The 24,597-nt window shown below is 38.4% G+C and carries 23 protein-coding genes; 1 reads left to right on the top strand and 22 read right to left on the bottom strand.

Annotation, left to right across the window (positions count from 1 at the left end):
• Positions 1-18: 18 nt before the first annotated feature.
• The 3 genes from fsa to ACFVR1_RS06520 form a co-directional block, all read right to left on the bottom strand.
• Entirely contained in the window at positions 19-666 is a 648-nt protein-coding gene (gene fsa, locus ACFVR1_RS06530; protein WP_387581917.1) for a fructose-6-phosphate aldolase, read from the bottom strand.
• Positions 667-757: 91 nt separating this feature from the next.
• On the bottom strand, positions 758-1,615 hold the full coding sequence (locus ACFVR1_RS06525) for a class II fructose-bisphosphate aldolase (protein ID WP_387581914.1): 858 nt from the start codon (positions 1,613-1,615) through the stop codon (positions 758-760).
• A gap of 152 nt (positions 1,616-1,767) precedes the next feature.
• Entirely contained in the window at positions 1,768-2,133 is a 366-nt protein-coding gene (locus tag ACFVR1_RS06520) for a response regulator (RefSeq protein WP_387581911.1), read from the bottom strand.
• A 139-nt stretch (positions 2,134-2,272) separates the two neighbouring features.
• Here ACFVR1_RS06520 and ACFVR1_RS06515 point away from each other — a divergent pair, with 139 nt between their 5' ends.
• The gene (locus ACFVR1_RS06515) at positions 2,273-2,788 is read left to right on the top strand and encodes a DUF2529 family protein (RefSeq protein ID WP_387581909.1); all 516 of its coding nucleotides are present in this window, start codon (positions 2,273-2,275) and stop codon (positions 2,786-2,788) included.
• Positions 2,789-3,087: 299 nt separating this feature from the next.
• Here ACFVR1_RS06515 and ACFVR1_RS06510 read toward each other — a convergent pair whose 3' ends face one another.
• The 19 genes from ACFVR1_RS06510 to cbiB form a co-directional block, all read right to left on the bottom strand.
• On the bottom strand, positions 3,088-4,683 hold the full coding sequence (locus ACFVR1_RS06510) for a CTP synthase (RefSeq protein ID WP_387581906.1): 1,596 nt from the start codon (positions 4,681-4,683) through the stop codon (positions 3,088-3,090).
• A gap of 144 nt (positions 4,684-4,827) precedes the next feature.
• Positions 4,828-5,370 carry a DNA-directed RNA polymerase subunit delta gene (gene rpoE / locus ACFVR1_RS06505; RefSeq protein WP_387581903.1) on the bottom strand — a complete coding sequence of 181 codons (543 nt, stop codon included), beginning with the start codon at positions 5,368-5,370 and terminating at the stop codon, positions 4,828-4,830.
• 518 nt (positions 5,371-5,888) lie between these two features.
• A complete protein-coding gene (gene icmF / locus ACFVR1_RS06500) occupies positions 5,889-9,146 on the bottom strand; it encodes a fused isobutyryl-CoA mutase/GTPase IcmF (protein WP_387581900.1) in 3,258 nt (1,085 codons plus the stop codon).
• Positions 9,147-9,399: 253 nt separating this feature from the next.
• Entirely contained in the window at positions 9,400-10,020 is a 621-nt protein-coding gene (locus tag ACFVR1_RS06495) for a TetR/AcrR family transcriptional regulator (protein WP_387581897.1), read from the bottom strand.
• Between the two features lie 9 nt (positions 10,021-10,029).
• Positions 10,030-11,169: an acyl-CoA dehydrogenase gene (locus ACFVR1_RS06490; protein WP_387581894.1), complete on the bottom strand. Its 1,140-nt coding sequence runs from the start codon at positions 11,167-11,169 to the stop codon at positions 10,030-10,032.
• 65 nt (positions 11,170-11,234) lie between these two features.
• Complete coding sequence (locus ACFVR1_RS06485; RefSeq protein WP_387581892.1) at positions 11,235-12,371, bottom strand: acyl-CoA dehydrogenase; 1,137 nt, start codon at positions 12,369-12,371, stop codon at positions 11,235-11,237.
• A gap of 229 nt (positions 12,372-12,600) precedes the next feature.
• On the bottom strand, positions 12,601-13,452 hold the full coding sequence (locus ACFVR1_RS06480; RefSeq protein WP_387581889.1) for a 3-hydroxybutyryl-CoA dehydrogenase: 852 nt from the start codon (positions 13,450-13,452) through the stop codon (positions 12,601-12,603).
• Positions 13,449-14,657 (bottom strand): acetyl-CoA C-acetyltransferase, encoded by a 1,209-nt coding sequence (locus ACFVR1_RS06475; RefSeq protein ID WP_387581886.1) that lies wholly within the window; start codon positions 14,655-14,657, stop codon positions 13,449-13,451. Before ACFVR1_RS06475 ends, ACFVR1_RS06480 begins: the two co-directional genes overlap by 4 nt.
• A gap of 201 nt (positions 14,658-14,858) precedes the next feature.
• On the bottom strand, positions 14,859-17,012 hold the full coding sequence (locus tag ACFVR1_RS06470; RefSeq protein ID WP_387581883.1) for a (Fe-S)-binding protein: 2,154 nt from the start codon (positions 17,010-17,012) through the stop codon (positions 14,859-14,861).
• 836 nt (positions 17,013-17,848) lie between these two features.
• A complete protein-coding gene (locus ACFVR1_RS06465; RefSeq protein ID WP_387581881.1) occupies positions 17,849-18,511 on the bottom strand; it encodes a hypothetical protein in 663 nt (220 codons plus the stop codon).
• Positions 18,504-18,986 (bottom strand): ECF transporter S component, encoded by a 483-nt coding sequence (locus tag ACFVR1_RS06460; protein ID WP_387581879.1) that lies wholly within the window; start codon positions 18,984-18,986, stop codon positions 18,504-18,506. Before ACFVR1_RS06460 ends, ACFVR1_RS06465 begins: the two co-directional genes overlap by 8 nt.
• Positions 18,987-18,991: 5 nt before the next feature.
• Positions 18,992-19,582, bottom strand: a complete 591-nt coding sequence (locus ACFVR1_RS06455) for a cob(I)yrinic acid a,c-diamide adenosyltransferase (RefSeq protein ID WP_387581876.1) — start codon at positions 19,580-19,582, stop codon at positions 18,992-18,994.
• Positions 19,557-19,967 (bottom strand): bifunctional adenosylcobinamide kinase/adenosylcobinamide-phosphate guanylyltransferase, encoded by a 411-nt coding sequence (locus ACFVR1_RS06450; RefSeq protein ID WP_387581874.1) that lies wholly within the window; start codon positions 19,965-19,967, stop codon positions 19,557-19,559. The genes ACFVR1_RS06455 and ACFVR1_RS06450 overlap by 26 nt, the downstream gene beginning before the upstream one ends.
• Positions 19,919-20,518, bottom strand: a complete 600-nt coding sequence (locus ACFVR1_RS06445; RefSeq protein ID WP_387581871.1) for a histidine phosphatase family protein — start codon at positions 20,516-20,518, stop codon at positions 19,919-19,921. Before ACFVR1_RS06445 ends, ACFVR1_RS06450 begins: the two co-directional genes overlap by 49 nt.
• Positions 20,488-21,237 (bottom strand): adenosylcobinamide-GDP ribazoletransferase, encoded by a 750-nt coding sequence (cobS, locus tag ACFVR1_RS06440; protein WP_387581869.1) that lies wholly within the window; start codon positions 21,235-21,237, stop codon positions 20,488-20,490. Before cobS ends, ACFVR1_RS06445 begins: the two co-directional genes overlap by 31 nt.
• Entirely contained in the window at positions 21,238-22,059 is an 822-nt protein-coding gene (locus ACFVR1_RS06435; RefSeq protein WP_387581867.1) for a cobyric acid synthase, read from the bottom strand.
• Between the two features lie 9 nt (positions 22,060-22,068).
• Positions 22,069-22,599: a bifunctional adenosylcobinamide kinase/adenosylcobinamide-phosphate guanylyltransferase gene (locus tag ACFVR1_RS06430; RefSeq protein ID WP_387581864.1), complete on the bottom strand. Its 531-nt coding sequence runs from the start codon at positions 22,597-22,599 to the stop codon at positions 22,069-22,071.
• Positions 22,572-23,648, bottom strand: coding sequence for a pyridoxal phosphate-dependent aminotransferase (locus ACFVR1_RS06425; RefSeq protein ID WP_387581861.1), 1,077 nt, complete (start codon positions 23,646-23,648; stop codon positions 22,572-22,574). The genes ACFVR1_RS06430 and ACFVR1_RS06425 overlap by 28 nt, the downstream gene beginning before the upstream one ends.
• Entirely contained in the window at positions 23,635-24,594 is a 960-nt protein-coding gene (gene cbiB / locus ACFVR1_RS06420) for an adenosylcobinamide-phosphate synthase CbiB (RefSeq protein WP_387581858.1), read from the bottom strand. The genes ACFVR1_RS06425 and cbiB overlap by 14 nt, the downstream gene beginning before the upstream one ends.
• Positions 24,595-24,597 lie beyond the last annotated feature (3 nt).

The raw sequence follows: 24,597 nt of genomic DNA, 5'->3' as shown, positions 1-24,597 counted from the left end.
CGTTTCTCCTTCGTCTTGTTACTCGCTTTTACGATTGTTCCAATCCGCTAGAAATCCTTCAATTCCTTTGTCTGTCAAAGGGTGATGGAATAATTGTTTTAATACTTTGAATGGAGTTGTAGAAATATGAGCACCATTTAACGCGGCATCTGTAATATGCTGTGGATGTCTAATCGAAGCTGCAATGATTTCTGTATCAATATTGTGTATTTCAAATATTTGAGCAATTTTCGCTATTAGTTCCATTCCGTCATGACCTATATCATCTAAGCGACCAAGAAATGGAGATACATATGTTGCTCCAGCTCTTGCTGCTAATAGTGCTTGGTTCGCACTAAAAATAAGTGTTACATTTGTTTTTATTCCTTCTGAACGGAAAACAGAACATGCTTTTAGACCTTCAGGTGTCATTGGCAGCTTAACCGTTATATTCGGAGCAATTGCAGCAAGTTCTCTACCTTCTTTAATCATACCTTCTGCATCTAACGCGATTACTTCTGCACTTACAGAACCATCTACTAGTGCTGTAATTTCGCGAAGACGATCATGGAAAGAAATATTTTCTTTCGCTACTAATGATGGATTTGTTGTTACTCCAGATAAAATTCCCCAAGCGTGTGCTTCTTTAATTTCCTCGAAATTGGCTGTATCTATAAAAAACTTCATATTATTAATATCCTCCTGTTGATTGAAAAATAGGAGAAGCTTCTGATTTTAAAACAGAGCACTTCTCCTTCTATCTATTTACATTGATGAATTATGCTTTGTTTGAGCTTCCAAATTCGCGCATTTTCCCTATAACCGTAGTTTTAATAGCATCGCGTGCTGGGATTAAATATTTACGTGGATCATATTGAGTTGGATTTTCATCTAAATATGCACGAATTGCTTTTGTTGCAGCTATTTGATTTTCTGTATTTACATTGATCTTGGCAGTTCCTAATGATATAGAACGCTCAATATCATGGGTTGGTATCCCTGTACCACCATGCAGTACAAGCGGAAGGTCTGCTAGTTTTGAGATTTCTTCCATTTCTTTAAATCCTAAATTAGGTTCACCTTTATATGGACCATGTACTGAACCTAACGCTGGTGCTAAGCAATCAATTGCAGTACGTTTTACTAGTTCCGCACATTCTGCTGGATCCGCATAAATAACGCCATCTGCGATTACATCATCTTCTTGGCCGCCAACTGTCCCAAGCTCTGCTTCAACTGACACATTTTGAGCGTGCGCATATTCCACGACTTTAGAAGTAATTTCTACGTTTTCTTTAAATGGATGATGAGAAGCATCGATCATCACAGATGTGAAACCAGCATCTATTGCTTCTTTACATTTTTCAAAGCTAGAACCGTGATCTAAATGAATAGCAACTGGAACCGACGTTTTGTAGTCTTCCATTAGTCCTTTTACCATATGTACAACTGTAGTAAAGCCGCCCATATATTTTGCAGCACCTTCTGAGACACCTAAAATAACTGGTGACTTTTCTTCTTCTGCCGCTTGTAAAATAGCTTGTGTAAATTCTAGATTATTGATATTGAACTGTCCTACAGCATATCCTTCTTTTTTACCTTTTATAAGCATTTCTTTCATTGATACTAAAGCCATTCAAATGGACCTCCTCGTTTGCTCTTATGCTCATTTATTTACTTATTATATCTATAATGTCTAGCGAATGAGAAAATCCTCATATCGCATCTGGCATTTCCCACTTTTCTTTTTCATCATAACAAAAACAGGCGATGTTTTCCACTGCCTGCTTATGGACTCTTTTTTAACAAATTATTTATTGCGTCCCGTACTTCAAAAATATCAAAAGGTTTTGTAAAATAAAGCGATGCACCTAATTCCATGGCTTCTTGAATCATGTTCAACTCTCCATAAGCCGTCATCATTATAACGGGTAAGCTTGGATACTTTTCCTTTAATAAAGTGAGAATCTTTATTCCGTCCATTCCAGGAATCTTCATGTCCAATAAAACACCGTCTATTGCTTGTTTTTCAGCAATATCCAAAGCTTCTAGACCATTTGAAGCCAAACTCACTTCGTATCCTTCTTGTGAAAAAACTTCCTTTAAGAGCATTCGTATTCCTAGTTGATCATCAACAATTAAAATGTGTTTCATGATGCACAAACCCCTTTAATTAAATTTCCCCCTCTATACTATTCGCTATGAATTTTCTTTTCCCTTCTATAAATTCAAAATACTTCCCATTTTACGTATATCTTCTCCTACCTTATAATAACTACGAGGTGATAATTCCATGAAAATGCTAACAACACAACTTTCTGGACTTCTTCAAAGAATTGCTACTTCCGAAGAAGAAAATATAGAAGAAACATCTAGACTTCTTGCACAAGCTGCTGCACGACAAGGTTCCATTTACTTCGCAACTTTCGACGAAATGGAAAGTATCAAGATTAATGCAAAAAATGCTGTAGAACCATTTCCTAGCATGCAAGAATGGACAAAAAATACTGAGCTTACAAGTGTAGATCGAGTTTGGATTATTACAAGATCTTGTGAAAATAAAGAAGCTTTAGCTCTCGCAAAAAAGTTAAGTGATGAATTCATCCCTTTTAGTGTTACTGCCGCAGAAGCTGCAGATGACGAGAACCAACTTGCTAATTTAGCCTATACATATATTTCCTTGAAGCTTTCCAAAGGTCTCCTTCCTACTGAAGATGGAAGTCGAATTGTATTACCCTATGCCTTAAGTGCAATGTTTGTATATGAAGCTGTCAAAATGAAGCTTGACGAAATACTTATTGGTGAATAATCATACGAAAAGTCCCTAGAAATTTGTTATTTCTTGGGTCTTTTTTGTTTGGTCTTGCTCTGCTATTGATTATGGATAATATTCAAAACTCTCGCCCCAGTTATAAAAACGCACCGTCTATCCTGGAGTTAACTCTTAGTTTTGAGATTTGGTCGCTCTTCTACTTGAAATGGTTGCTCTTCCCAAAGAATTGGTCGCTTCAACCACATAATTGGTTGCTCTCTAAGATCATTTGGTTGATCTTAACCATTTACTTCCATAACAAAAGCAGTTCGACTTATCGAACTGCTTTTGGTAATTTATTTTTCAACAGCTGCTTTTATAAATTCACGGAATAATGGTTGTGGACGTTGTGGACGTGACACAAATTCCGGATGGAACTGAGACGCTACGAAGAATGGATGATTTGGTAGCTCGATGATTTCGATTAGACGACCATCTGGGCTTGTACCAGAGAATACGAATCCAGCTGCTTCGAATTGTTCACGGTATTCGTTGTTGAATTCGTAACGATGACGGTGACGTTCGTATACAAGTTCTTCTCCGTATGCTTGGTGTGCTTTAGAGCCAGGAGTTAGTTTGCACGGATATAATCCTAGGCGAAGTGTACCACCCAAATCTTCAACATCTTTTTGTTCAGGCAACAAATCGATTATTGCATGTGGAGTTTTAGCATCTAATTCTGTAGAGTGAGCTCCTTGTAGTTCTAAAATAGAACGTGCAAACTCAACTGTTGCAAGTTGCATTCCAAGACAAATACCTAAGAATGGTACATTGTTTTCACGTGCAAATTTAGTAGCTGCAATTTTACCTTCTACTCCGCGGTCTCCAAATCCACCTGGAACAAGAATTCCATCTACATCTGAAAGAATTTCCGCAACATTTCCTTCGTTTACTTCTTCTGCATTAACCCATTTAACTTCAATATCTGCATCAAACTTGTAACCAGCATGTTTCATTGCCTCAACTACAGATATATATGCATCTTGAAGTTCTACGTATTTACCAACTAAACCAATACGAGCTTTTTTCGATAATGATTTCACTTGATCCACAAGTGCTTGCCAGTCCGTCATATCCGCTTCTTTTGTATTAAGTTCGAAATGATCCACAACAATTTGGTCTAAATGTTGTTCTTGAAGCATTAATGGAATTTCATATAGTGAATCTGCATCGATACATTCGATTACTTCTTCTGGTTTAATATCACAGAATAACGCAATTTTGTCTTTCATATCTTGAGGAATTGGCATTTCTGAACGGCAGACAATTACATTTGGTTGTATACCAAGGCTACGCAATTCTTTCACGCTATGTTGTGTAGGTTTTGTCTTCATTTCACCAGCAGCTTTAATAAATGGAACTAAAGTACAATGTACGTACATAACATTTTTACTACCTACATCACGTTTCATTTGACGAATTGTTTCTAAGAATGGAAGAGACTCGATATCTCCAACGGTACCGCCGATTTCTGTAATAACGATATCCGCATGTGTTTCTTTTGCAGCTAAGAATAAACGCTCTTTAATTTCATTTGTAATATGTGGAATTACTTGCACTGTTCCACCGTTGTAATCCCCACGACGCTCTTTTCTTAAAACAGAAGAATATACTTTCCCTGTTGTGATATTCGAGTATTTGTTTAAATTAATGTCAATAAAACGCTCGTAATGACCTAAATCTAAATCCGTTTCTGCTCCATCATCTGTTACAAAAACTTCCCCATGTTGATAAGGACTCATTGTTCCTGGGTCTAAGTTAATGTATGGGTCAAATTTTTGAATCGTTACATTCAAACCTCTGTTTTTCAATAGACGACCTAGCGACGCCGCCGTGATACCTTTTCCTAATGAAGATACTACTCCACCAGTAACAAAAATAAATTTAGTCATTGTTTATTCCTCCTATGTTTTTAATTACAACAACAAAAAGCGCCCCGCCTGCTTTTTTGCAGGGGAGCGCATATGCACATGAGTAATGTCTCTTTAAAAAGAGCCCAATTGAATCTTATAGCGTATAGAAGTAGAAGTCAAGAATTATTCCTCATCTTCTAAATCTTCATCGTCTAAATCTTCATCTTCAATGATTTCAAATTCATCTTCATCTTCATCGATTAGATCCTCTTCGATCACTTCATCAATTTCTCCTACGAAATCAATTGAAACGTCGTCATCATCTTCGTCATCTTCATCTTCAACAAACTCATCGAAATCTTCTTCAAAGATAATTTCATCTTCATCTATTTCATCTAACTCGTCATCTTCCACGGCTTTAGCTTTCTTTTTACGAACTTTTACGGTTGGAGCAGTTTCTTCTTCTATTTGTTCAACAGGGTACCACTCTCTCAAACCCCATTGATTTTCAGCTGTAGCTAAAAAGCGGCCATCGATGTTCATATCTGTATAGAATTGAGGCTTACGGTTCGCCATCTCTTCATCAGTAAAACCATTAAGTTTTTGGATTTCGTCAAATAGTTCAGTTAGTGTTAAAGAATTTTTTTTATCCTCTAAAATAGCAAATCCTAAATCTATTAACGATTCTTCTTTTAATTGTGCTGTTGTCATTTCACGAAATTTCAAATCGTGCACGTCCTTTCAATGTCCGTTTTGCATACTTCCCATTATATACAAACAAGTATGTTATATGCTACATTCATTTATTCTTTTTGAAAAATGATTTTTTTGAAGTTGCTAATAAAAATAAATAAAATGAAAGTAATAATAAAGGAATAGATCCCAGTTGTTTATTATATAGGAAAACAGTAAGTAGTAGGAGTATGATAATGACCATTATGTGAATTACTTTTCTCATGTCATAGCCCCTTTTACTACGTAATCTAGTTCGCCTTGGCTTATTTGTGCGCTTCCTTGAGGAATTATTTGTGTCTCATCGGAGGCTCTAACCTTATTCAGAAGAGGTCTCTAACTTCTAGTTAGTTTCATTATACAAAAAAACAAGAAAAAGTGCCTCGATAATATATCGAGGACACTGAAAAAGTTTCATTCTATTATTTTTACCAGGATTGAGCACTCTGGTATTCGCTTTCTCTAGGTGAGCGTCGAGCTTTCTGGGCAACCAAGATGTTGGGAAAACTTTTTTACATATTGCGTCGGTACTGCCCGCCGACCTCGTAAAGTGCGTTGGTGATTTGTCCAAGACTTGCCTTCTGAACGGTTGTCATTAGCTCTTCAAATATATTTCCACCAGTAACAGCTACTTGTTTTAGACGAGCAAGTGCTTCATCTGCTTCGTTCGCATGTTTTTGTTGGAAGTTTTGGAGATTTGTAATTTGTGTTTCTTTTTCTTCTCTCGTTGCACGAGCAAGTTCCATATTATCAATATCCTCTGCGGAAGCAGGATTTGGATTTAAGTATGTGTTCACACCGATTATCGGAAGTTCACCAGTGTGTTTTTTCATTTCATAGTACATGGATTCTTCTTGAATTTTTCCACGTTGGTATTGTGTTTCCATGGCACCAAGCACTCCACCACGGTCATTTATACGATCAAATTCAGAAAGAACTGCTTCTTCGACAAGATCCGTCATTTCTTCAACAATGAACGCTCCTTGCAGTGGATTTTCATTTTTTGATAATCCATGTTCTTTTGTAATAATCATTTGAATTGCCATTGCACGACGAACGGATTCTTCCGTCGGTGTTGTAATTGCTTCGTCATAAGCATTTGTATGAAGCGAGTTACAGTTATCTTGCAATGCCATCAACGCTTGAAGTGTTGTTCGGATATCATTGAAATCGATCTCTTGTGCATGCAGACTTCTACCTGACGTTTGAATATGATATTTAAGTTTTTGACTTCGCTCATTCGCACCGTATTTATCGCGCATTACGACAGACCAAATGCGACGAGCAACGCGGCCAATTACTGTGTACTCTGGATCCAATCCATTCGAGAAGAAGAAAGATAAGTTTGGTGCAAAATCATCAATATTCATCCCTCGACTCAAGTAGTATTCTACATATGTGAAACCATTTGAAAGTGTAAACGCCAGTTGGGATATTGGATTAGCTCCCGCTTCCGCAATATGATAACCAGAAATCGATACCGAATAATAGTTACGAACTTTTTGGTCGATAAAGTATTGCTGAATGTCCCCCATCATACGTAAAGCAAATTCTGTGGAGAAAATACATGTATTTTGACCTTGATCTTCTTTTAAAATATCTGCTTGAACTGTACCACGAACAACTTGTAACGTAGCAGTTTTCACTTCTGTAAATTCTTCAAGAGTTAATGTACGGCCAAGTTTTTCTTCTTGAATACGAACTTGCTGATCTATAGCTGTATTCATAAACATTGCTAAAATTATTGGTGCTGGACCATTAATCGTCATCGATACAGATGTAGATGGCGCACATAAATCAAATCCATCATATAACTTTTTCATATCTTCTAATGTACAAATACTTACACCAGATTCACCGACTTTTCCGTAAATATCTGGGCGGTGATCTGGATCTTCACCGTAAAGTGTTACTGAGTCAAATGCTGTAGAAAGACGTTTTGCATCATCATCTTTGGATAAATAATGGAAACGACGATTTGTTCGTTCAGGTGTTCCTTCTCCTGCGAACTGTCGCTTCGGATCTTCCCCTTCACGTTTGAATGGGAAAACTCCCGCCGTGTATGGGAATGACCCCGGAACATTTTCTTTATATACCCATCTTAAAATTTCGCCATAATCCACGAATTTTGGAAGCACTACTTTTGGAATCTTTAACCCTGACAAGCTTTCTGTACGTAATATTGTGCGAATTTCTTTATCACGAATCTTCGTGATGAATTCATCCCCAGCATACGCTTCTTTTAAAGTTGCCCAGTTTTCCAATATCCGCTTTGATTCCGCTGTTAATTCATCACGAACTCCATGTGCTAATGACTCCAATGATTGAACTAAAGCATCATCCGCAGCTTTTTCTTTTACTGTCTCCATTGCACCTTCTAATTGGAACAATCTTCTCGCAAAAGCAACTTGTTCATCCGATTTTTTATGGTATCCACGAACAGTATCTGTAATTTCACGAAGATAATAGCGACGGTCATTTGGAATGATGACGTTTTGCTTTTGTGTTTTCACAAATTGTTCGTAGGAAGTTTCCCAGTCAGAACCTGTCTTTTCATTCAACACTGCTACTAAAGCTGCAAATAAAGAATTTGTTCCTTTATCATTAAATTGGCTAGCAATAGTTCCGTAAACTGGCATTGTATCTAAATCATCATGCCATAATTCACGACTACGCTGATATTGCTTTTGAACTTGTCGAAGTGCATCTTCTGAGCCTTTACGTTCGAATTTATTGATAACAATTAAATCTGCATAGTCAATCATATCGATTTTTTCTAATTGAGACGGTGCTCCGAACTCACTTGTCATTACATACATCGAAACATCCGATACATTGGTAATTTCCGCGTCCCCTTGCCCAATACCACTAGTTTCAACAACGATTAAATCGAAACCTGCTACTTTTACAACATCTAGAACGTCAGCTATTGCACCCGATAATTCCGTGCGAGATCCACGTGTTGCTAAACTACGCATAAACACGCGCTTGTTGAAGATTGCATTCATACGGATTCGGTCTCCGAGTAACGCTCCACCCGTTTTTTGTTTCGTTGGGTCAATCGATAAAACGGCAATTTTTTTGTCAGGCAATTCATGTAGGAAACGGCGTATTAATTCATCTGTTAGTGAACTTTTACCCGCTCCGCCAGTACCTGTAATACCTAGAACAGGAGTACCTTTTGACAATTTTCTTGCTTGTTCAATCATTACTTTTACTTCAGCATCTTGCGTTTGATGCGCTTCTTCAGCAATTGTGATTAAATGAGCAAGCACCTCTGGGGATTCTGTCGAAACTGTTGAAATTTCATCTTTTGCTCCAGAAGCTTTTGTTGGCACATCACATTCAACTAGCATTTGATTGATCATACCTTGAAGACCAAGCTTACGACCATCTTCAGGTGAGAAAATACCTGAAATCCCGTATTCTTGTAGTTCTTTTATTTCTTTAGGGATAATTACTCCGCCTCCGCCACCATATATGCGAATATGAGGTGCTCCGCGCTCTACGAGTAAATCCTTCATATATTTAAAATACTCAACATGTCCTCCTTGGTAGGAAGAAATTGCGATTCCTTGAACATCCTCTTGAATAGCAGCATTCACTACTTCTTCTACAGATCGGTTATGCCCTAAGTGAATAACTTCTGCTCCACTTGCTTGTAAAATACGGCGCATAATATTAATCGATGCATCATGTCCGTCAAATAGACTCGATGCAGTGACAAAACGAACATGATTTTTTGGACGATAAACTTCTACAGTTGACATGTTGTTCCCCCTTTGCTTTTTGCAAACACTTATTGTCAAAGTTACTAAATATCTTAATTAAAATACAAGTCCCGATTTAAATACTAATTCCAAATTTTTCAGTGATTTTTCGCTGCGGGTGGACGCTTTCCTGGACTGAGCGCTAGCCAATGAAGAGACTTTAAGCCATGCCGGTGGAAAGAGTCCCCCTGAAACGGAAATCTACGGATACCATAAAATAGTTCAAGGACTTGCATAAGTGCATCCGTATTTCTTACTTGCCCATCCCACTTAACACAAATTCTATTTGTAATTCGGTAAATTGTTCAATCGTATATTCTTTACGTAAAGCCCATCTTCTAAATGCCCACATTTGTCCTTGAACGACAAGAGTATGTGCATAAAGGTTTGCTTGTGCTTCTGTAAGTTCAAGTTCACCAGATTGAATGCACCCAACAAGAATTTCATGGAAGATACCTACCATTTCTAATTCTTTTTTTAATACATATTCCAGTGCATCTTTTGGTAAAGATTTGGATTCTTGATACATAACAACAAACTCATCCTGCATGTCGTCAATTACTCGATAGTAGTGTCGGATCGCTGTTTTCAAATCTTCAATTGTGTCATTTTGTGACGTAATTTGAGATAGTTTGTCATGCACTTCATTGTAAATACTATCGCAAACTAAATAGAGCACATCTTCCTTTGTACGTATATATTCGTACAGTGTACCTATACTGAAACCAGCTTCTTTAGCAATTTCTCTCGTTGTTGCGCGGTGAAATCCTTTTTCTTTAAATAATGTAACTGCTGCACGAATCATTTGGTGACGTCTTTTTTCGATGAGTCCTTCATCTTTTACAGATGTCTTCACTTCATGCTTTTTTTCCATCGCCATCTACTACTTTGTAAGCATACGAGAAATAACTAGACGTTGAATTTCTTGTGTGCCCTCGTATATTTGCGTAATTTTTGCATCACGCATAAAACGTTCTACAGGGTAATCTTTTGTATACCCGTATCCTCCGAATACCTGCACTGCTTCTGTCGTCACTTTCATTGCTGTATCGCCAGCCATTAGCTTCGCCATTGCAGATTCTTTTCCGTAAGGAAGACCATTGGACTCTAGCCATGCAGCTTGATACGTAAGTAAACGAGACGCTTCTGTAGAAGTTGCCATATCAGCAAGTTTGAAAGATACCCCTTGATTCGCAACAATCGGCTTACCAAATTGAACGCGTTCTTTAGCATATCCAACTGCAGCATCTAGTGCGCCTTGTGCAATCCCTACCGCTTGAGCTGCAATACCGTTACGTCCACCATCTAATGTTTTCATTGCGATGATGAAGCCTTCTCCTTCTTCTCCAAGAAGATTTTCTTTTGGTACACGGCAATTATCAAAAATAATTTCAGTTGTTGGAGAAGAACGAATTCCCAATTTCTTTTCTTTTTTCCCTACTGAGAATCCAGGGAAGTCTGCTTCAATGATAAATGCACTTGTTCCCTTATGCTTTGATTCTGGATCTGTTACTGCAAACACTACATAGATATCTGCAATTCCACCATTTGTGATGAAAATTTTAGAACCATTTAGAACATAATGATCGCCATCTAATTTAGCAGTTGTTTTCATCCCGCCAGCATCAGAGCCTGAACCTGCTTCTGTTAAACCGTATCCACCGATTTTAGTTCCCTCTGCCATCGGACGAAGGTATTTTTGCTTTTGCTCTTCATTACCGTATTTAAAAATCGGCCATCCAGCGAGTGAAGTATGTGCAGAAAGCGTCACACCTGTTGAAGCACAAACACGGGACAACTCTTCTACTGCGATGCAGTAAGCAAGATAATCAGAACCGATTCCGCCATATTCTTCTGGCCAAGGAATACCCGTTAAACCTAGTTCCGCCATTTTGTCGAAGATTTCGCGGTCAAAGCGTTCCTCTTCGTCACGCTCTGCAGCTGTTGGTGCTACTTCGTTTTCTGCAAAGTCACGTACCATTTTACGAATCATTTCATGCTCTTCTGATAGTTGGAAATTCATTGTTATCCCGCCTTTTTAGTGTTTTAGTTTGTTTGCTCTCGTAAAGCCGATTATTTTGAATGGATTTAATTTGTAAGATGCTTACTAATTACTATTTTTTGAATTTCACTTGTTCCTTCGTAAATTTCCGTAATTTTTGCGTCACGGAAATAACGTTCGACAGGATAATCTTCAGTGTAACCATATCCTCCGAATACTTGAACCGCTTCAATTGCTACATCTACTGCAGTTTTCGATGCAAATAGTTTCGCCATCGAAGCTTCTTTTCCACAAGGAAGTCCATTTTCGCGAAGACTCGCTGCACGATATACAAGAAGTCTAGCCGCTTCTACCGCTGTTCCCATATCTGCAAGCTTGAAGCCTACTCCTTGATTTGCTGCAATTGGTTTACCAAATTGCACTCGTTCTTTTGCATATTCAACCGCCGCTTCAAATGCTGCTTCTGCAATTCCGAGTGCTTGAGTTGCAATTCCAATACGACCAGTATTTAAATTTGCCATCGCAATTTTAAATCCTTCGCCTTCTTCACCGAGTCTATTTTCTACTGGAATTTTCATATCTTCAAAAGTGATTTGCACAGTCCTTGAACCATGCAAGCCCATTTTCTCTTCATCTTTTCCAACGATAAAACCTGGAGTATCCTTCTCCACGATAAACGCTGTTATTCCTCTTGAGCCTTGGGACGGATCCGTTGAAGCGAACACGATGTTCACATCTGCTTCGCCACCATTTGTAATAAATACTTTGGAACCATTAAGTACATAGTGGTCATCTTTTTTTACTGCTTTCGTTTTTAGTGCACCTGCATCAGATCCTGCAGATGGCTCTGTTAAACAAAATGCTCCTAAGTATTCACCAGTTGCAAGCTTCGGAATATATTTGTTTTTTTGCTCTTCATTGCCGAAGTAAAGAATTGGGTTTGTTCCAACAGATGTATGAACGGAAAGAATTACTCCAACAACTGCACTCACTTTTGACAGCTCGTTTATTGCAATTACGTAGCTTGTGAAGTCCATTTCTGCACCGCCATATTGTTCAGGAACTGTTATCCCCATTAACCCAAGTTCGCCCATTTTTTTTATTATTTCACGAGGAAACTCCCCTTGTTCCATTCGTTCAATAAAAGGCTCGATTTCTGTTTTCGCAAAATCTCGCACCATATTACGCATCATTAATTGTTCTTCCGTGAATTTCAATTCCATCTAAAAAGCCCCTTTTTCCTCGTATAAATACCCGAATGGTTCAACTAACAATCAGTAGGATAAAACCCCACTGATTGAAGTTTCACTTTTCCCCGTATTAACGGTCAGTAAGGCTCCCACTTCTAGTATATTTTTACGGGAAGTATAAGTGGGAGCCTAACAGTCCGTAAAAACCCGATTGGTTCAACTAACAATCAGTAGGATAAAACCCACTGATTGAAGTTTCACTTTATTCATAGCTGTAGAAGCCTCGACCTGATTTCTTGCCTAACCAACCAGCTTTTACGTATTTTCTAAGCAGTGGGCACGGACGATATTTACTGTCCCCAAAACCTTCATGTAAAATTTCCATAATATATAAGCAAGTATCTAAACCAATAAAATCGGCTAATTGAAGTGGTCCCATTGGGTGATTCATACCCATTTTCATCACATCGTCAATTGCTTCTTTTGAAGCTACACCTTCATAAAGAGTGTAGATTGCTTCGTTAATCATTGGCATTAAAATACGATTGGAAACGAAACCTGGGAAGTCATTTACTTCAACTGGTGTTTTACTTAATTTTTTTGTCATTTCTTCTATAGCTGTGTATACCTCGTCGGAAGTTGCTAATCCACGGATGATTTCCACCAGTTTCATCACCGGAACAGGATTCATAAAATGCATACCGATGACTTTCTCAGGACGTTTCGTTACCGCTGCAATTTCCGTTATTGGTAAAGAAGAAGTGTTCGTTGCCAAAATAGTATGTTTTGGCGTTATTTCGTCTAATTGTTTAAAAATTGATTGTTTAATATCCATATTTTCGACAGCCGCTTCAATTACTAAATCAACATCTTTTGCGTCTTCAATAGAAAGTGATTTTGTAATATTATTTAGAACTGCTTGTTTTTCATCTTCTGTCATGCGACCTTTTTCGACGTTACGTGACAAGTTTTTCGTAATTGTTTGAATGCCGCGATCGTAAAATTGTTGTTCGCGGTCATTTAATTTCACTTCAAATCCGGCTTGTGCACAAACTTGTGCAATTCCAGATCCCATTTGACCTGCTCCGATTACCATTACTTTTTGAATTGTCATGCGTTACTTCCCCCTGTTTTTGGAACTTCGATCATAATAGCATCACCTTGCCCGCCTCCCGAACAAATTGCTGCTACTCCAATACCACCACCGCGGCGTTTTAATTCATAAGCAAGTGTTAATATAATACGCGCACCAGATGCTCCAATTGGATGACCAAGCGCTACTGCTCCACCGTTTACGTTCACTTTTTCCTCATCGAGACCTGCAATTTGGTTGCTAACTAATGCAACAGCTGCAAATGCTTCGTTTATTTCAAATAAATCTATTTCATCCAAAGATTTGCCTGTTTTATCAAGTAATTTATTTATCACAATACCTGGTGTTTGAGGGAAATTCTCTGGTTCAATTGCAATTTCAGCGTGACCTAACACATAAGCAAGCGGTTCCTTACCAAGCTCTTTTGCTTTTTCTTCATTTGTTAAAATCATTGCACAAGCTCCGTCATTAATACCAGGTGCATTTCCTGCAGTGATCGTTCCTTCACTCCCGAATACCGGTTTCAATTTCGCAAGTGATTCAATGGAAGTGTCGCGGCGAGGTGCTTCATCTTGGTTTACGATGATAGCGTCCCCTTTTCGTTGTGGAATTTCCACAGAGATAATTTCCTCTGCAAAAATGCCTTTATCCATTGCTTTTAGTGCCAGATCATGACTTCTAAAAGACCACTCATCTTGCTTCTCGCGAGAAAGTTCGAATGATTCTGCAGTAGTGTTTCCGTACGTTCCCATATGCACATGCTTTGGATGGAATGAACAAGAAAGTCCATCGTAGACCATCCCGTCCACCATTTGTGCATCTCCCATACGAAGTCCGAATCTACCTTTTGGTAAATAATATGGAGCATTCGACATCGATTCCATTCCACCAGCAACAATGATTTCTTCATCACCAAGGCGAATTAATTGATCAGCTAAAGTGACACTTCGCATACCAGAAGCACACACTTTGTTAATCGTTTCGGTTTTAACTGACCAAGGAATTCCTGCTTTTGTAGCTGCCTGTCTAGAAGGAATCTGTCCTTGACCTGCTTGTAACACAGTTCCCATAATGACTTCATTTACTTGTTCCGCATATATTCCAGCACGAGTCAACGCTTCTTTAATCGCTACTCCACCTAAATCAGAAGCGGTTAAACTACTAAGAGCCCCTCCGAATTTTCCAAAAGCTGTCCGTGCACCATCCAAAATAACTGTCTTTGTCAAACTAGCCACCCCTTTATTGGATTTTATTTAGAAAACTTAGCGCCAAAAGGCAGCACTAATTGTATGCGCTTTCAGTACAAATAAAATAAAAAATGTCACTGACTGAACGCTCGCTCGATATTAAATGTTAGAAAAAAGGGAGCTTTTACACTCCCTTACTATTAACACTAGTTTACGAAACTATCACATTAATTGCAATATTTATTGAACGATTGGTTCTACTTCTTCCTCTTCAACTGGTGGAATGAACTCTCCGAAAACAGACTTTTCTAGAAGCTCTGCAATGTCATACGTACCAACAGTTTCTTCTACTTCCTTCGCTTTCGTACCATCCGATAGCATCGTTAAGCAGTAAGGACATCCAGAAGAGATAATGGTTGGATTCACTTCTAGCGCTTGTTCTGTACGAGCTACGTTTACACGATTTCCAACATGCTCTTCCATCCACATTAATCCGCCACCTGCTCCACAGCACATTCCTGTTTCGCGGTTACGATCCATTTCTACTAATTTCACACCTGGAATTGCTTTCAACACTTCACGCGGTGCGTCGTATACATCATTGTATCGACCTAAGTAACAAGAATCGTGGAATGTAATGGTTTCTTCCACTGCGTATTGTGGTTTCAAGCGACCAGCTTGCACTAAGTCATAAAGCATTTCTGTATGGTGAACTACTTCTCCACTCCATCCGAAATCGCTGTATTCATTTTTAAAGATATTATATGCATGCGGATCAATTGTTACTATTTTAGTTACCCCAGCTTTTTCAAATTCAGATATATTGTTTGTTGCTAGCTCTTGGAATAAAAACTCGTTCCCAAGTCGACGTGGTGTGTCTCCAGAGTTCTTTTCTTTATTACCAAGAATAGCAAATTTCACTCCAGCCTCGTTCATCAAATGGGCAAACGATAAAGCGATCTTTTGTGATCGGTTATCGAACGATCCCATTGAACCAACCCAGAATAAGTATTCAAATTCTTCTCCAGCTTTCGATACTTCTTTCACTGTAGGAATGTGAATATCTGGACGTGCATCTCTCCAGTTTTCTTTTTCTTTACGATTTAAGCCCCATGGATTTCCTTGACGCTCAATATTCGTCATTGCGCGTTGTGCATCTGGATCCATTTTTCCTTCTGTCATTACTAAGTAACGGCGAAGGTCTATGATTTTGTCTACATGTTCATTCATAACTGGACATTGGTCTTCACAGTTACGGCAAGTTGTACAAGCCCAAATCTCTTCTTCTGTAATCACATCACCAATTAGTGATGGACTATAAATATCTTCGATTACTGCACCTTCTGCACCTGCTGCCATTGCAAGTTGGTTTCCTTTTGTTCCTTGGAAAGCAAGTGCTGGTACCCAAGGTTTTGACTTTGTTTCAACTGCTCCAGTAAGTGTTAAATGATCTCGAAGCTTTACGATTAAGTCCATCGGAGAAAGCATTTTGCCTGTTCCCGTTGCTGGACACATATTTGTACAACGTCCACATTCTACACATGCGTAGAAGTCGATCATTTGTGCTTGTGTAAAATCTTGAATGCGACCTACACCAAAAGAAGGCATTTCTTCTTCGTCCGCATCTTCGTCTTCTTCCTCTTCAAAATTGATTGGACGTAGCTTTCCAACATTATCTAAACGGTGGAAGTAAACGTTTGCAGGACCAGTTATTAAATGGAAATGCTTTGATTGTGGTACGTATACTAAGAATGTTAGTAGGAACAGAAGATGGACCCACCACATTACATAGAAAACTACAGCAGCTGCAGTTGGTGGAATAAAACCAAATATTGTTGAGATAGAAGATGCGATTGGCTCAGTCCAAGCTGCATCATGGCCATGCCAAATCATCCCCATGCCATTACCGACTAAAACAGAAACCATTAATCCCCCGATGAAAATCAAAACAAGGCCATTTTTCCATCCACGTTTTAAACGAACTAATTTTTCAATATAACGTCTATAGAAAGCCCATACTACTGCTATTAAAATAACAAATGTAACGATTTCTTGGAAAAAAGTAAAAGCAGAATATACTGGTCCCAAAGGTAAATGTGAGCCAGGAGCTAATCCTTTCCATATAAAATCAATTGCTCCGAATTGAACTAATAAAAAGCCATAGAAGAACATAACATGAATTGCTCCACTTTTCTTATCTTTTAATAGCTTCTTTTGCCCGAAAACATACACCCAAATTTTGCGAAGTCTTTCCTTCACATTATCTTCAAATTCAACTTTTTTCCCAAGTTTGATATATGCATACCTCGTTTTCAATAAATATGCGAACAAACCGATTGCGTACAAAGTAACTGCTATAAACAGCACCCAGTTTGCGATTAATAATGGACTCATCTTATTTCTCCCCCTTTGAGTTGTAAAATGACGTGTTACCGATAGAATACCATTTGGCTAATAGAATGTTAACGAAGTAATTTAATATTAAAACTGAATGAGCATTCAGTCAACATTAATTTATTTCAAGGTGTTCGAGATTGATTATAAAGGCAAGAAGTTTCTTTGGGAATAGGGAAGTTTATTTAGAAATCAGAAAGTTTCTTCGCAGTGTAGGAAAAGCAAGGAGTTTTATTCGGTATTAGAGTGCTGTGACTGCTATCAAAAATTATTTATTAATCAAAATAGTTTGGGATTATTTAACTTTATTTGTTGTAATACGGCACTTCGAGACCAATAACTAAGTCGGCGAGACTAATTAGCTTGTAAGCGAGACTAATTTATACTTATTCGCAACCAATTCATATACAACCGAGACCATTTCTCATAATAAAGAGTTAACTCTACTTGAGATAGCGCACTATTTTTCAATTAACAATAATTTAATTGGAATTATTTTCTATTAAAAGTCACTTTAAGGTTAACCGAGACCATTTTCACCATATTAGCGATCAATTTGCTCATATCAGCAACCAATTCGATTTCCAAAGCAACCATTTCTCACAATAAAGAGCTAACTCTTTGTGAGTTAGCTCTAGGTTATAGACAAAGTTATTTTTGAATGAATGGTATCTCTTCAGACTGTCTTGAAAACGCTTGTCAGTCGAGGCGCGCCAGCACGAGGCGGAAGCGAATAGAACTAAAGTTCATGAGCTTACAACGAAGTGCAAGCAACGAAGAATGCGAGCGTTTGTCAACAGTCTGGAGCTAACTCTTTGTGAGTTAGCTCCTATAAATCAATTAATTTCTTCAAAATACTTTCCAAAATGCACTTTTGCTTCGACCATTCGATCAGGAGAAATTCCAAGTAATACAGATGTTGCCGGGCCTGCAGATTTCGAAATGTCCCAGCCGTTTAATTGGCAGGATAATCCAAGTCGCTTGCATTCTGCTTCTATTCCCGTGGATCCGATTGGCCATACACGCTGCACTAGTCCACTAGCTATTCCATCCCAAATCTTCTTAATGTCTGCAATTTTATCTGCGTCCATTAGTACTTCTTGCCCGACGCATGGTTTGCCATATATACACCACGTTGATTCTTCATTGCTCGTTGGTCGCTTTTCACCAATCATCGTGACGGACATCGCAGATTGCAGCATTTCCATGTTTGATTCGGTGCTTCCTGTAACAACTGGGCAGGGTTGCTCTATTTCTATAAACAATTTTTCGATACCGGTTAAATATTTTTTCCAACTTTTATTACCCGAAAAGTTATGCATGATTATTGAGATTGGATGTGCTCCTGCAGCCCATTGTTCAACCAGTGTTACTCTTGCTGCAAAATAAGCTACAATCTCATCATCCACATGAACAATATCTGCCTCTTTTTCACCGATTCCAGCAGAATTATCGGTAGTTAATAAAAGTCCATTTTGCAATAATACTGCGTTACGCATGGGTTTTCACACGCGCCATTACTCGCTCAACTAATGGAGATACGACTATCGCGATTCCAGCATTCAAAACGGTTGCAATTGTAATTTCGGGTAGTACAGTTACAAAAAATCCCGGCGAAATAATCCAATAAAACGGAAGTGTTGCAAGCACACTATTTGCAAACACAAAAAATATCCATTTCCATATGCGCAATCCTGCTCTATGAAGTTTCGTGAACACAAACAAAATCAAAAACATTTCACCAGCAATTATTATATGAAGTGGTCCTAAAGGAAATCCTGCATAAAGGGATGAAGATAAATGGCCGATCATGGAAGCAGCTCCTGCGTAAACAGAAGGTAAAAATGCAGCTGATACAAGTGCTGGAATCGTATCAAGAGCTGCGCTTCCAATACCTACAGGAATCTTCACGAATGCACCAATAGCACATAATGCTGCAAACATTGCTGCGAGTGTTAGTAAACGAAGCTTCATTGCACTTACTTCCCCTCTTCTTTTACGCTTCCTACGTTTTTAAAAACTTTTGCACTACGTAAATATTCTACATCCGAAACATTTTCTCGTGCATTGGCTACACGTGCTGCTGCAAATAAATAATCGGATAGGCGATTCAAATAGCGCTGCACTACCGCTGGCACATCCTCTTCCGTTTTCATCAAGGTCACCATTTGACGCTCTGCACGTCTAGTAATTGTTCGTGCAATATGAAGTGTTGCTGCAGCTGGCGTACCACCAGGTAAAATGAATCTTTCTAACACTGGACCTTCCTCGACAAGTACATCAATACGTTTTTCCATTGCTTCAATCGGTTCGTCGGTCATTTTATACACACGTCGATTCGATACATTTGCTAAGTCGCCACCACAATCGAATAATTCGTGCTGAATCGTTTCTAAGTCCTCCAACACGTCTGCGAAAATTGCTGGATCTAATTCAGTCACTGCTTTTCCTATAAACGAATTCACTTCGTCGATTGTTCCGTATGTTTCAACGCGAATATCATCTTTGTCTGTTCTTCCTCCGATTAATCCTGTTTGCCCTTTGTCACCTGTTTTTGTGTAAATTTTCAATCCGATCATCTCCCTTTATTGTTTGTGAAATACCGTACCAAATTCGTGTTACACTTTCTGCTTTTGAAAAAAGTTGTTGATAAAATCGGCCGACTTCATCTCGTAACCGGCGTAAACTTGCTTCCATCGGTACAATACCGCGACCAATTTCTGTTGCGATGACAATAACTTCAGCTTGATCATCCCATTGTTCAAGCTGCCCTAGCAACTTGTTCAACTTAGGTTCAAGTAAATTTTCTACTCCAAATACCACAATCACTTCTGTAGCTGGCAATAAAACCGGGACATCCTCTCCAGCATCAACCCACTGGACACTTTGACCTTGAACTAGCCTATCTACATATGCTCGTTTTCCATTAAATGCTCCACCGAAAATGACATGCACGGCTTTCCCTCCAGTATGTCTTTTTTAGTTGCCCATTGCAGCTTATAACAGCAACCATGGGGCACTTCCCACTCCCAAAAACTCTTGTCGGCACTCACAAAATTTGTTAATAAAAAACGAATTGGTCCCCCATGTGTCAAAATAACAGGTTCTTCAAATTCCTTAACCACATTATAAAATCCTTGTAGCACACGCTTTTTCATACTTGCAAGTGACTCCCCATTTGGTGGAGCCACTTGTCCAGGGTTCTCTAGCCAACTCTTATAAATCGTATCCTCTTTTAATTCATTATATGTCTTTTCTTCCCAATCACCAAAAGAGCACTCTCTAAAATTTGCATTTTCAAGATAGGGAATCCCTTGGAATAACTGTTCGGCCGTTTGTTTACAGCGTATCAGATCGCTACCAACCACTTGTGTAAGTTCCCAATCTAATTTTTTCGTTTGTATTTCAGAAATAATCGACTCATCAGTCCAGCCGATGTATTTTTTCTCCCTGTTCCCATTCGTTGGCAAATGTCTTATGAGAGTAATAGTAAAAGTGTCATCCATAGCACTACCTCCGAAACTTCTACACTAGCACCGAGCAAATCCCCCGTAACACCACCGAAATTCTTCATTGCCCAGTGTCGAAATAAGCAAATAAATACGATTAAAACTGCTGCAAATGTTATCGCAATTAACCATTCTGTAAACCATCCTATAAAGAAAAGACCCGCAAAATAGTTACATGCAGTGGCAAATATGAGCATATTCGTATTCATTCTCTGTTTAAAAAAGTAAGCAAGTCCGCTTTCTTTAGCACTTCTCGTTAACACGAATACCATAGTAAGTGTTGCCCTTGAGAAAAAAGGTATAAGAAGGACAAAAATCCAATGAAACGTTTGTGCAGCCAATACTTCGGATACAATAATCACTTTCCCTACAACCAATAACACAACTGCCATTACTCCAAAGGCACCAACTCGTGGATCATCTAATATTTCATATCGTTTTATTCGGTCTCTGTAAGAGAAAAATGCATCAGATGTATCAATAAAACCGTCCATATGGAGACCTCCAGATAACAAGATCCCTAAAAACACAATAGAAAAACTCGTCATTAGGGTACTCCATTCGAAATATAGCCCTAAACAAGCGATTGCCCCGATACCTGCACCTATCCAAGGAAACAAACTATACATTCCCGATATTTCCCTATTCTCCATTGGTAAATTTTTATGCACAGGAACGATGCTAAAAAACTGAAGAGCTAACAACAAGCTTTTCAATTACTCATCCCCTTCTAAAGTAGCAACAATTTTATCCCATCTAACATACTTTTTAAAATGGTTTGCCCAATCATCTATTTGATCATCGGAAGCAGACTTATCACTTTTGGCAATACCATCTTCTTCCTCTAGTTCATTCGGAAAGTAAGGAACTACCCCTAGTACTTCAATTCCTGTGTATGCTTCGATGAAGTCAACTCCATCTTGGAACATCGAAACGTCTCCTTGGAACTTATTAATAATGATTCCTTTCACACGTGCTCTTTGCTCTTCAGGTAATAATGCAAGTGTTCCAACAATAGATGCAAACACTCCACCATATTCAATATTTGCGACTAATAAAACAGGAACATCTGCTAAATCAGCAACACGCATATTGACTAGTTCACGATCTCTTAAATTCATTTCGACAGGACTTCCTGCACCCTCTAAAATCAAGAATTCAAAGGAATTGGATAATGCGTGTAAACTTTTTTTAATAAGCTTTTGACCTGCTTCAAAATACTGTTCCCGGTAGAGCATTCCATTCATTTTGTTTTCTTTTTTGCCGAGAATAATTATGTCAGTTTCCATGTTGCCTGATGGTTTCAATAATATTGGGTTCATCTCAGGTAAATAAGGTGTTTTTGCGGCTCTTGCTTGCAATGCTTGTGAAACGCTTATTTCAAAACCATCTTCTGTATGAATACTTAAACTGGACATGTTTTGTGATTTAAAAGGTGCCACACATTTACCTTCATTCGCAAGAAGTCGACAAATAGCGGTACATATTAAACTTTTCCCTACACTAGAAGCGGTACCTTGCACCATTAATCCTTTCACAACTATTCCTCATTTCCACTGATGACTTAATCCATATTCCATTTCAAATGCTATATCTGCTTTTGCCACAAGTCGTTGGTGAATTTGTCCAATCCACTTTTGATAGAGAACAACACTTTCATATTTTGATAAGGGTTCATCTAGCACTTCATTTGAAACAATGACGATTATTTTTGCTTTGTGAATTAAACAATCAATTGCTTCAAATAGTACCTTTCCTACTTTTTCCATATCATTATCATAAAGCTCATTGGCAAGCCAAGTCGTGACACAATCCCAAAGGATGCCATCTCCTTGTTGGATTAGTGGGATTATTTGTTCGAAGTTACGAGGTTGCTCTATAGTCACCCATTCAACAGGATAACTTTCACGGTCGTTCTGGTGTTTTGCAATTCGTTCCTTCATTTCGCCATCTACTGCAACTCCAGAAGCGACATACACATTTCGTTTTGCCTGCTCATTCATTAAATAATGTTCGGCGAAGCTACTTTTTCCGCTTCGGACACCGCCTGTTATGAAGACAAGTTTTCCTCGAACCATGCGGTCATCTCCTTTTGCAAGTGCTTCATTTGCGAGCTTTTTTTCATTCCCACTCGAAACCATTTTCCATCAAGTCCTTTAAAATTCTCTGTATGACGCAGTACACAGCCTTTTTCTAATAAAAACAAAAAGAATTTTTTTGATTGAGTTGGATCTGGTAGTTGAAAACAAAGAAAGTTCGTCCTAGATGGTAGGACTACACAATTCCAATTTTCAAGAAATTCAGTAAATTGCTCCCGCATTTTCTTTGCAAATGAAATTGCCTGTAAACGATATTCCTCTTCTTGTAAACACGCTGCACCAATCGTTGTTGCAATAGCATTGCTATTCCAATGCGGCATTCTATAACGAGTTTCTCTTACAATTTCCTCACTCGCTACCGCGTAACCAAGTCGTAAGCCTGGAATCGCATACATTTTCGTCATCGAACGAACTACAATAACATTCGTAAATTCCTTCAAATATGGAATAAATGATTCTTTTTCATCAATAAAATCCAGAAATGCTTCGTCTAGAATGACTTCACATTTATATCTTTTCGCGTATTTGGCAATTTGGATAATCTCTTCTAAAGGAACCAAATAGCCCGTCGGATTATTCGGTCTGCAAATATAAATTACTTCCGCAAACTCTATTTCATCGAGTACTTCATCTATTGGTAAATCTTGTGTTGCAATGATTTCTTTTATGTATACATGATAAGGGGCTAGAGTTGAAGCATACTCTGAAAAAGTGGGATGGATCAAAATAGCCCTTTTACTTTCATATCGTTTCGCAAGACAAGCAAATATTTCCGCTGCGCCGTTTCCAACTATTACATTTTCTACTTGTACATCATGATATGTTGCAACTGCTGATAGAAATGGTTCACCAATAGGATCTGGATATTTGGTGATCAATTCACTATAAGATTCCCAGTGCTCATTCACAAATGCAGGTAATCCAAGTGGATTAACATTTTCACTGAAATCAATTACTTTTTCAGGTAACTTCATATCGAGACTTTCATATAAGTGATGAGCATTTGCTCCGTGATTAGGTAATGACAAATAAAATTCCTCCAATGACCATCATCCAAAGCCAAAATAGAAAAACGGCAGTATTCAAATGCGATAATGTACTTAATATATGTTGTGGTGTTAATGTTACCTCACCAATCCCCATTAGTGCTCGATTTGAAACGACACCCTTATATGTATTTATTCCACCTAGTTGTATTCCTAATTGGTAAGCTGTTGCAGCTTCTAAGTAGCCGCTATTTGGACTTGGGTGCTTTTTTGCATCTAGCCACCAGCCTTTTAATCTATCCTTAAAAGGCAACGTACTTTCTTTTTTCCCCCAAAGCATAATAAGATAGCCGGTTAAACGACTTGGAATGTAGTTTGCGATATCATCCAATTTTGCAGCGGCATAACCGAAATCGTTGTATTTCTCGTTTTTGTAGCCGACCATAGAATCGAGCGTATTGATCGCTTTATATACCCAAAGGCCCGGTGCACCAGCAAAAAGAAATGCATAAAAAAGTGGAGATGTAATTCCATCACTAATATTTTCAGATACAGTTTCAACGACACCTCTTGTAATTTCTTTTTCATCTAGTTTTTCTGTATCACGACCGACAATCCACGATAGTTTTTGTCTAGCTGTTGGTAAATCTTTTGCGATTAAAGGTTTATATACATCCATTGCCGCTTCCTTTAAGCTTTTTTGTGCAAGTCCCGATGCGATGAAAATACTCTCAACTGCAATCCCAACCCACATATGAATGGAATAAGCACCTATTAAAATACCAACTGTCACAAAGAATGTGATTCCAACGACAATAATAACAAGTAGAAATCCTTTCGCTTTTCGCGCACTTCCTTTATTTAACAAGGCTGTTAGCTTCGAAATTAGTGAACCAATCCAGCGGACAGGATGCGGCCAGTTTGGTGGGTCCCCGATGATTCTGTCTAATAGAAGACCAATTGCTATAGCAATAATATGCGGACCCATTAG

It is taken from the genome of Psychrobacillus sp. NPDC058041 (assembly GCF_042885655.1).
GTDB lineage: Bacteria > Bacillota > Bacilli > Bacillales_A > Planococcaceae > Psychrobacillus.
This window is presented reverse-complemented; position numbering and strand designations above follow the sequence as displayed.

Bases quoted from the DNA above. Each gene is read 5' to 3' on its own strand.
- ACFVR1_RS06485 (WP_387581892.1), bottom strand. From the start codon at position 12,371: ATGGAATTGAAATTCACGGAAGAACAATTAATGATGCGTAATATGGTG.
- ACFVR1_RS06525 (WP_387581914.1), bottom strand. From the start codon at position 1,615: ATGGCTTTAGTATCAATGAAAGAAATGCTTATAAAAGGTAAAAAAGAA.
- ACFVR1_RS06515 (WP_387581909.1), top strand. From the start codon at position 2,273: ATGAAAATGCTAACAACACAACTTTCTGGACTTCTTCAAAGAATTGCT.
- ACFVR1_RS06510 (WP_387581906.1), bottom strand. From the start codon at position 4,683: ATGACTAAATTTATTTTTGTTACTGGTGGAGTAGTATCTTCATTAGGA.
- ACFVR1_RS06470 (WP_387581883.1), bottom strand. From the start codon at position 17,012: ATGAGTCCATTATTAATCGCAAACTGGGTGCTGTTTATAGCAGTTACT.
- ACFVR1_RS06460 (WP_387581879.1), bottom strand. From the start codon at position 18,986: ATGAAGCTTCGTTTACTAACACTCGCAGCAATGTTTGCAGCATTATGT.
- ACFVR1_RS06480 (WP_387581889.1), bottom strand. From the start codon at position 13,452: ATGACAATTCAAAAAGTAATGGTAATCGGAGCAGGTCAAATGGGATCT.
- ACFVR1_RS06495 (WP_387581897.1), bottom strand. From the start codon at position 10,020: ATGGAAAAAAAGCATGAAGTGAAGACATCTGTAAAAGATGAAGGACTC.
- ACFVR1_RS06445 (WP_387581871.1), bottom strand. From the start codon at position 20,518: ATGGATGACACTTTTACTATTACTCTCATAAGACATTTGCCAACGAAT.
- fsa (WP_387581917.1), bottom strand. From the start codon at position 666: ATGAAGTTTTTTATAGATACAGCCAATTTCGAGGAAATTAAAGAAGCA.
- icmF (WP_387581900.1), bottom strand. From the start codon at position 9,146: ATGTCAACTGTAGAAGTTTATCGTCCAAAAAATCATGTTCGTTTTGTC.
- ACFVR1_RS06490 (WP_387581894.1), bottom strand. From the start codon at position 11,169: ATGAATTTCCAACTATCAGAAGAGCATGAAATGATTCGTAAAATGGTA.
- ACFVR1_RS06465 (WP_387581881.1), bottom strand. From the start codon at position 18,511: ATGCGTAACGCAGTATTATTGCAAAATGGACTTTTATTAACTACCGAT.
- cbiB (WP_387581858.1), bottom strand. From the start codon at position 24,594: ATGGGTCCGCATATTATTGCTATAGCAATTGGTCTTCTATTAGACAGA.
- ACFVR1_RS06520 (WP_387581911.1), bottom strand. From the start codon at position 2,133: ATGAAACACATTTTAATTGTTGATGATCAACTAGGAATACGAATGCTC.
- ACFVR1_RS06430 (WP_387581864.1), bottom strand. From the start codon at position 22,599: ATGGTTCGAGGAAAACTTGTCTTCATAACAGGCGGTGTCCGAAGCGGA.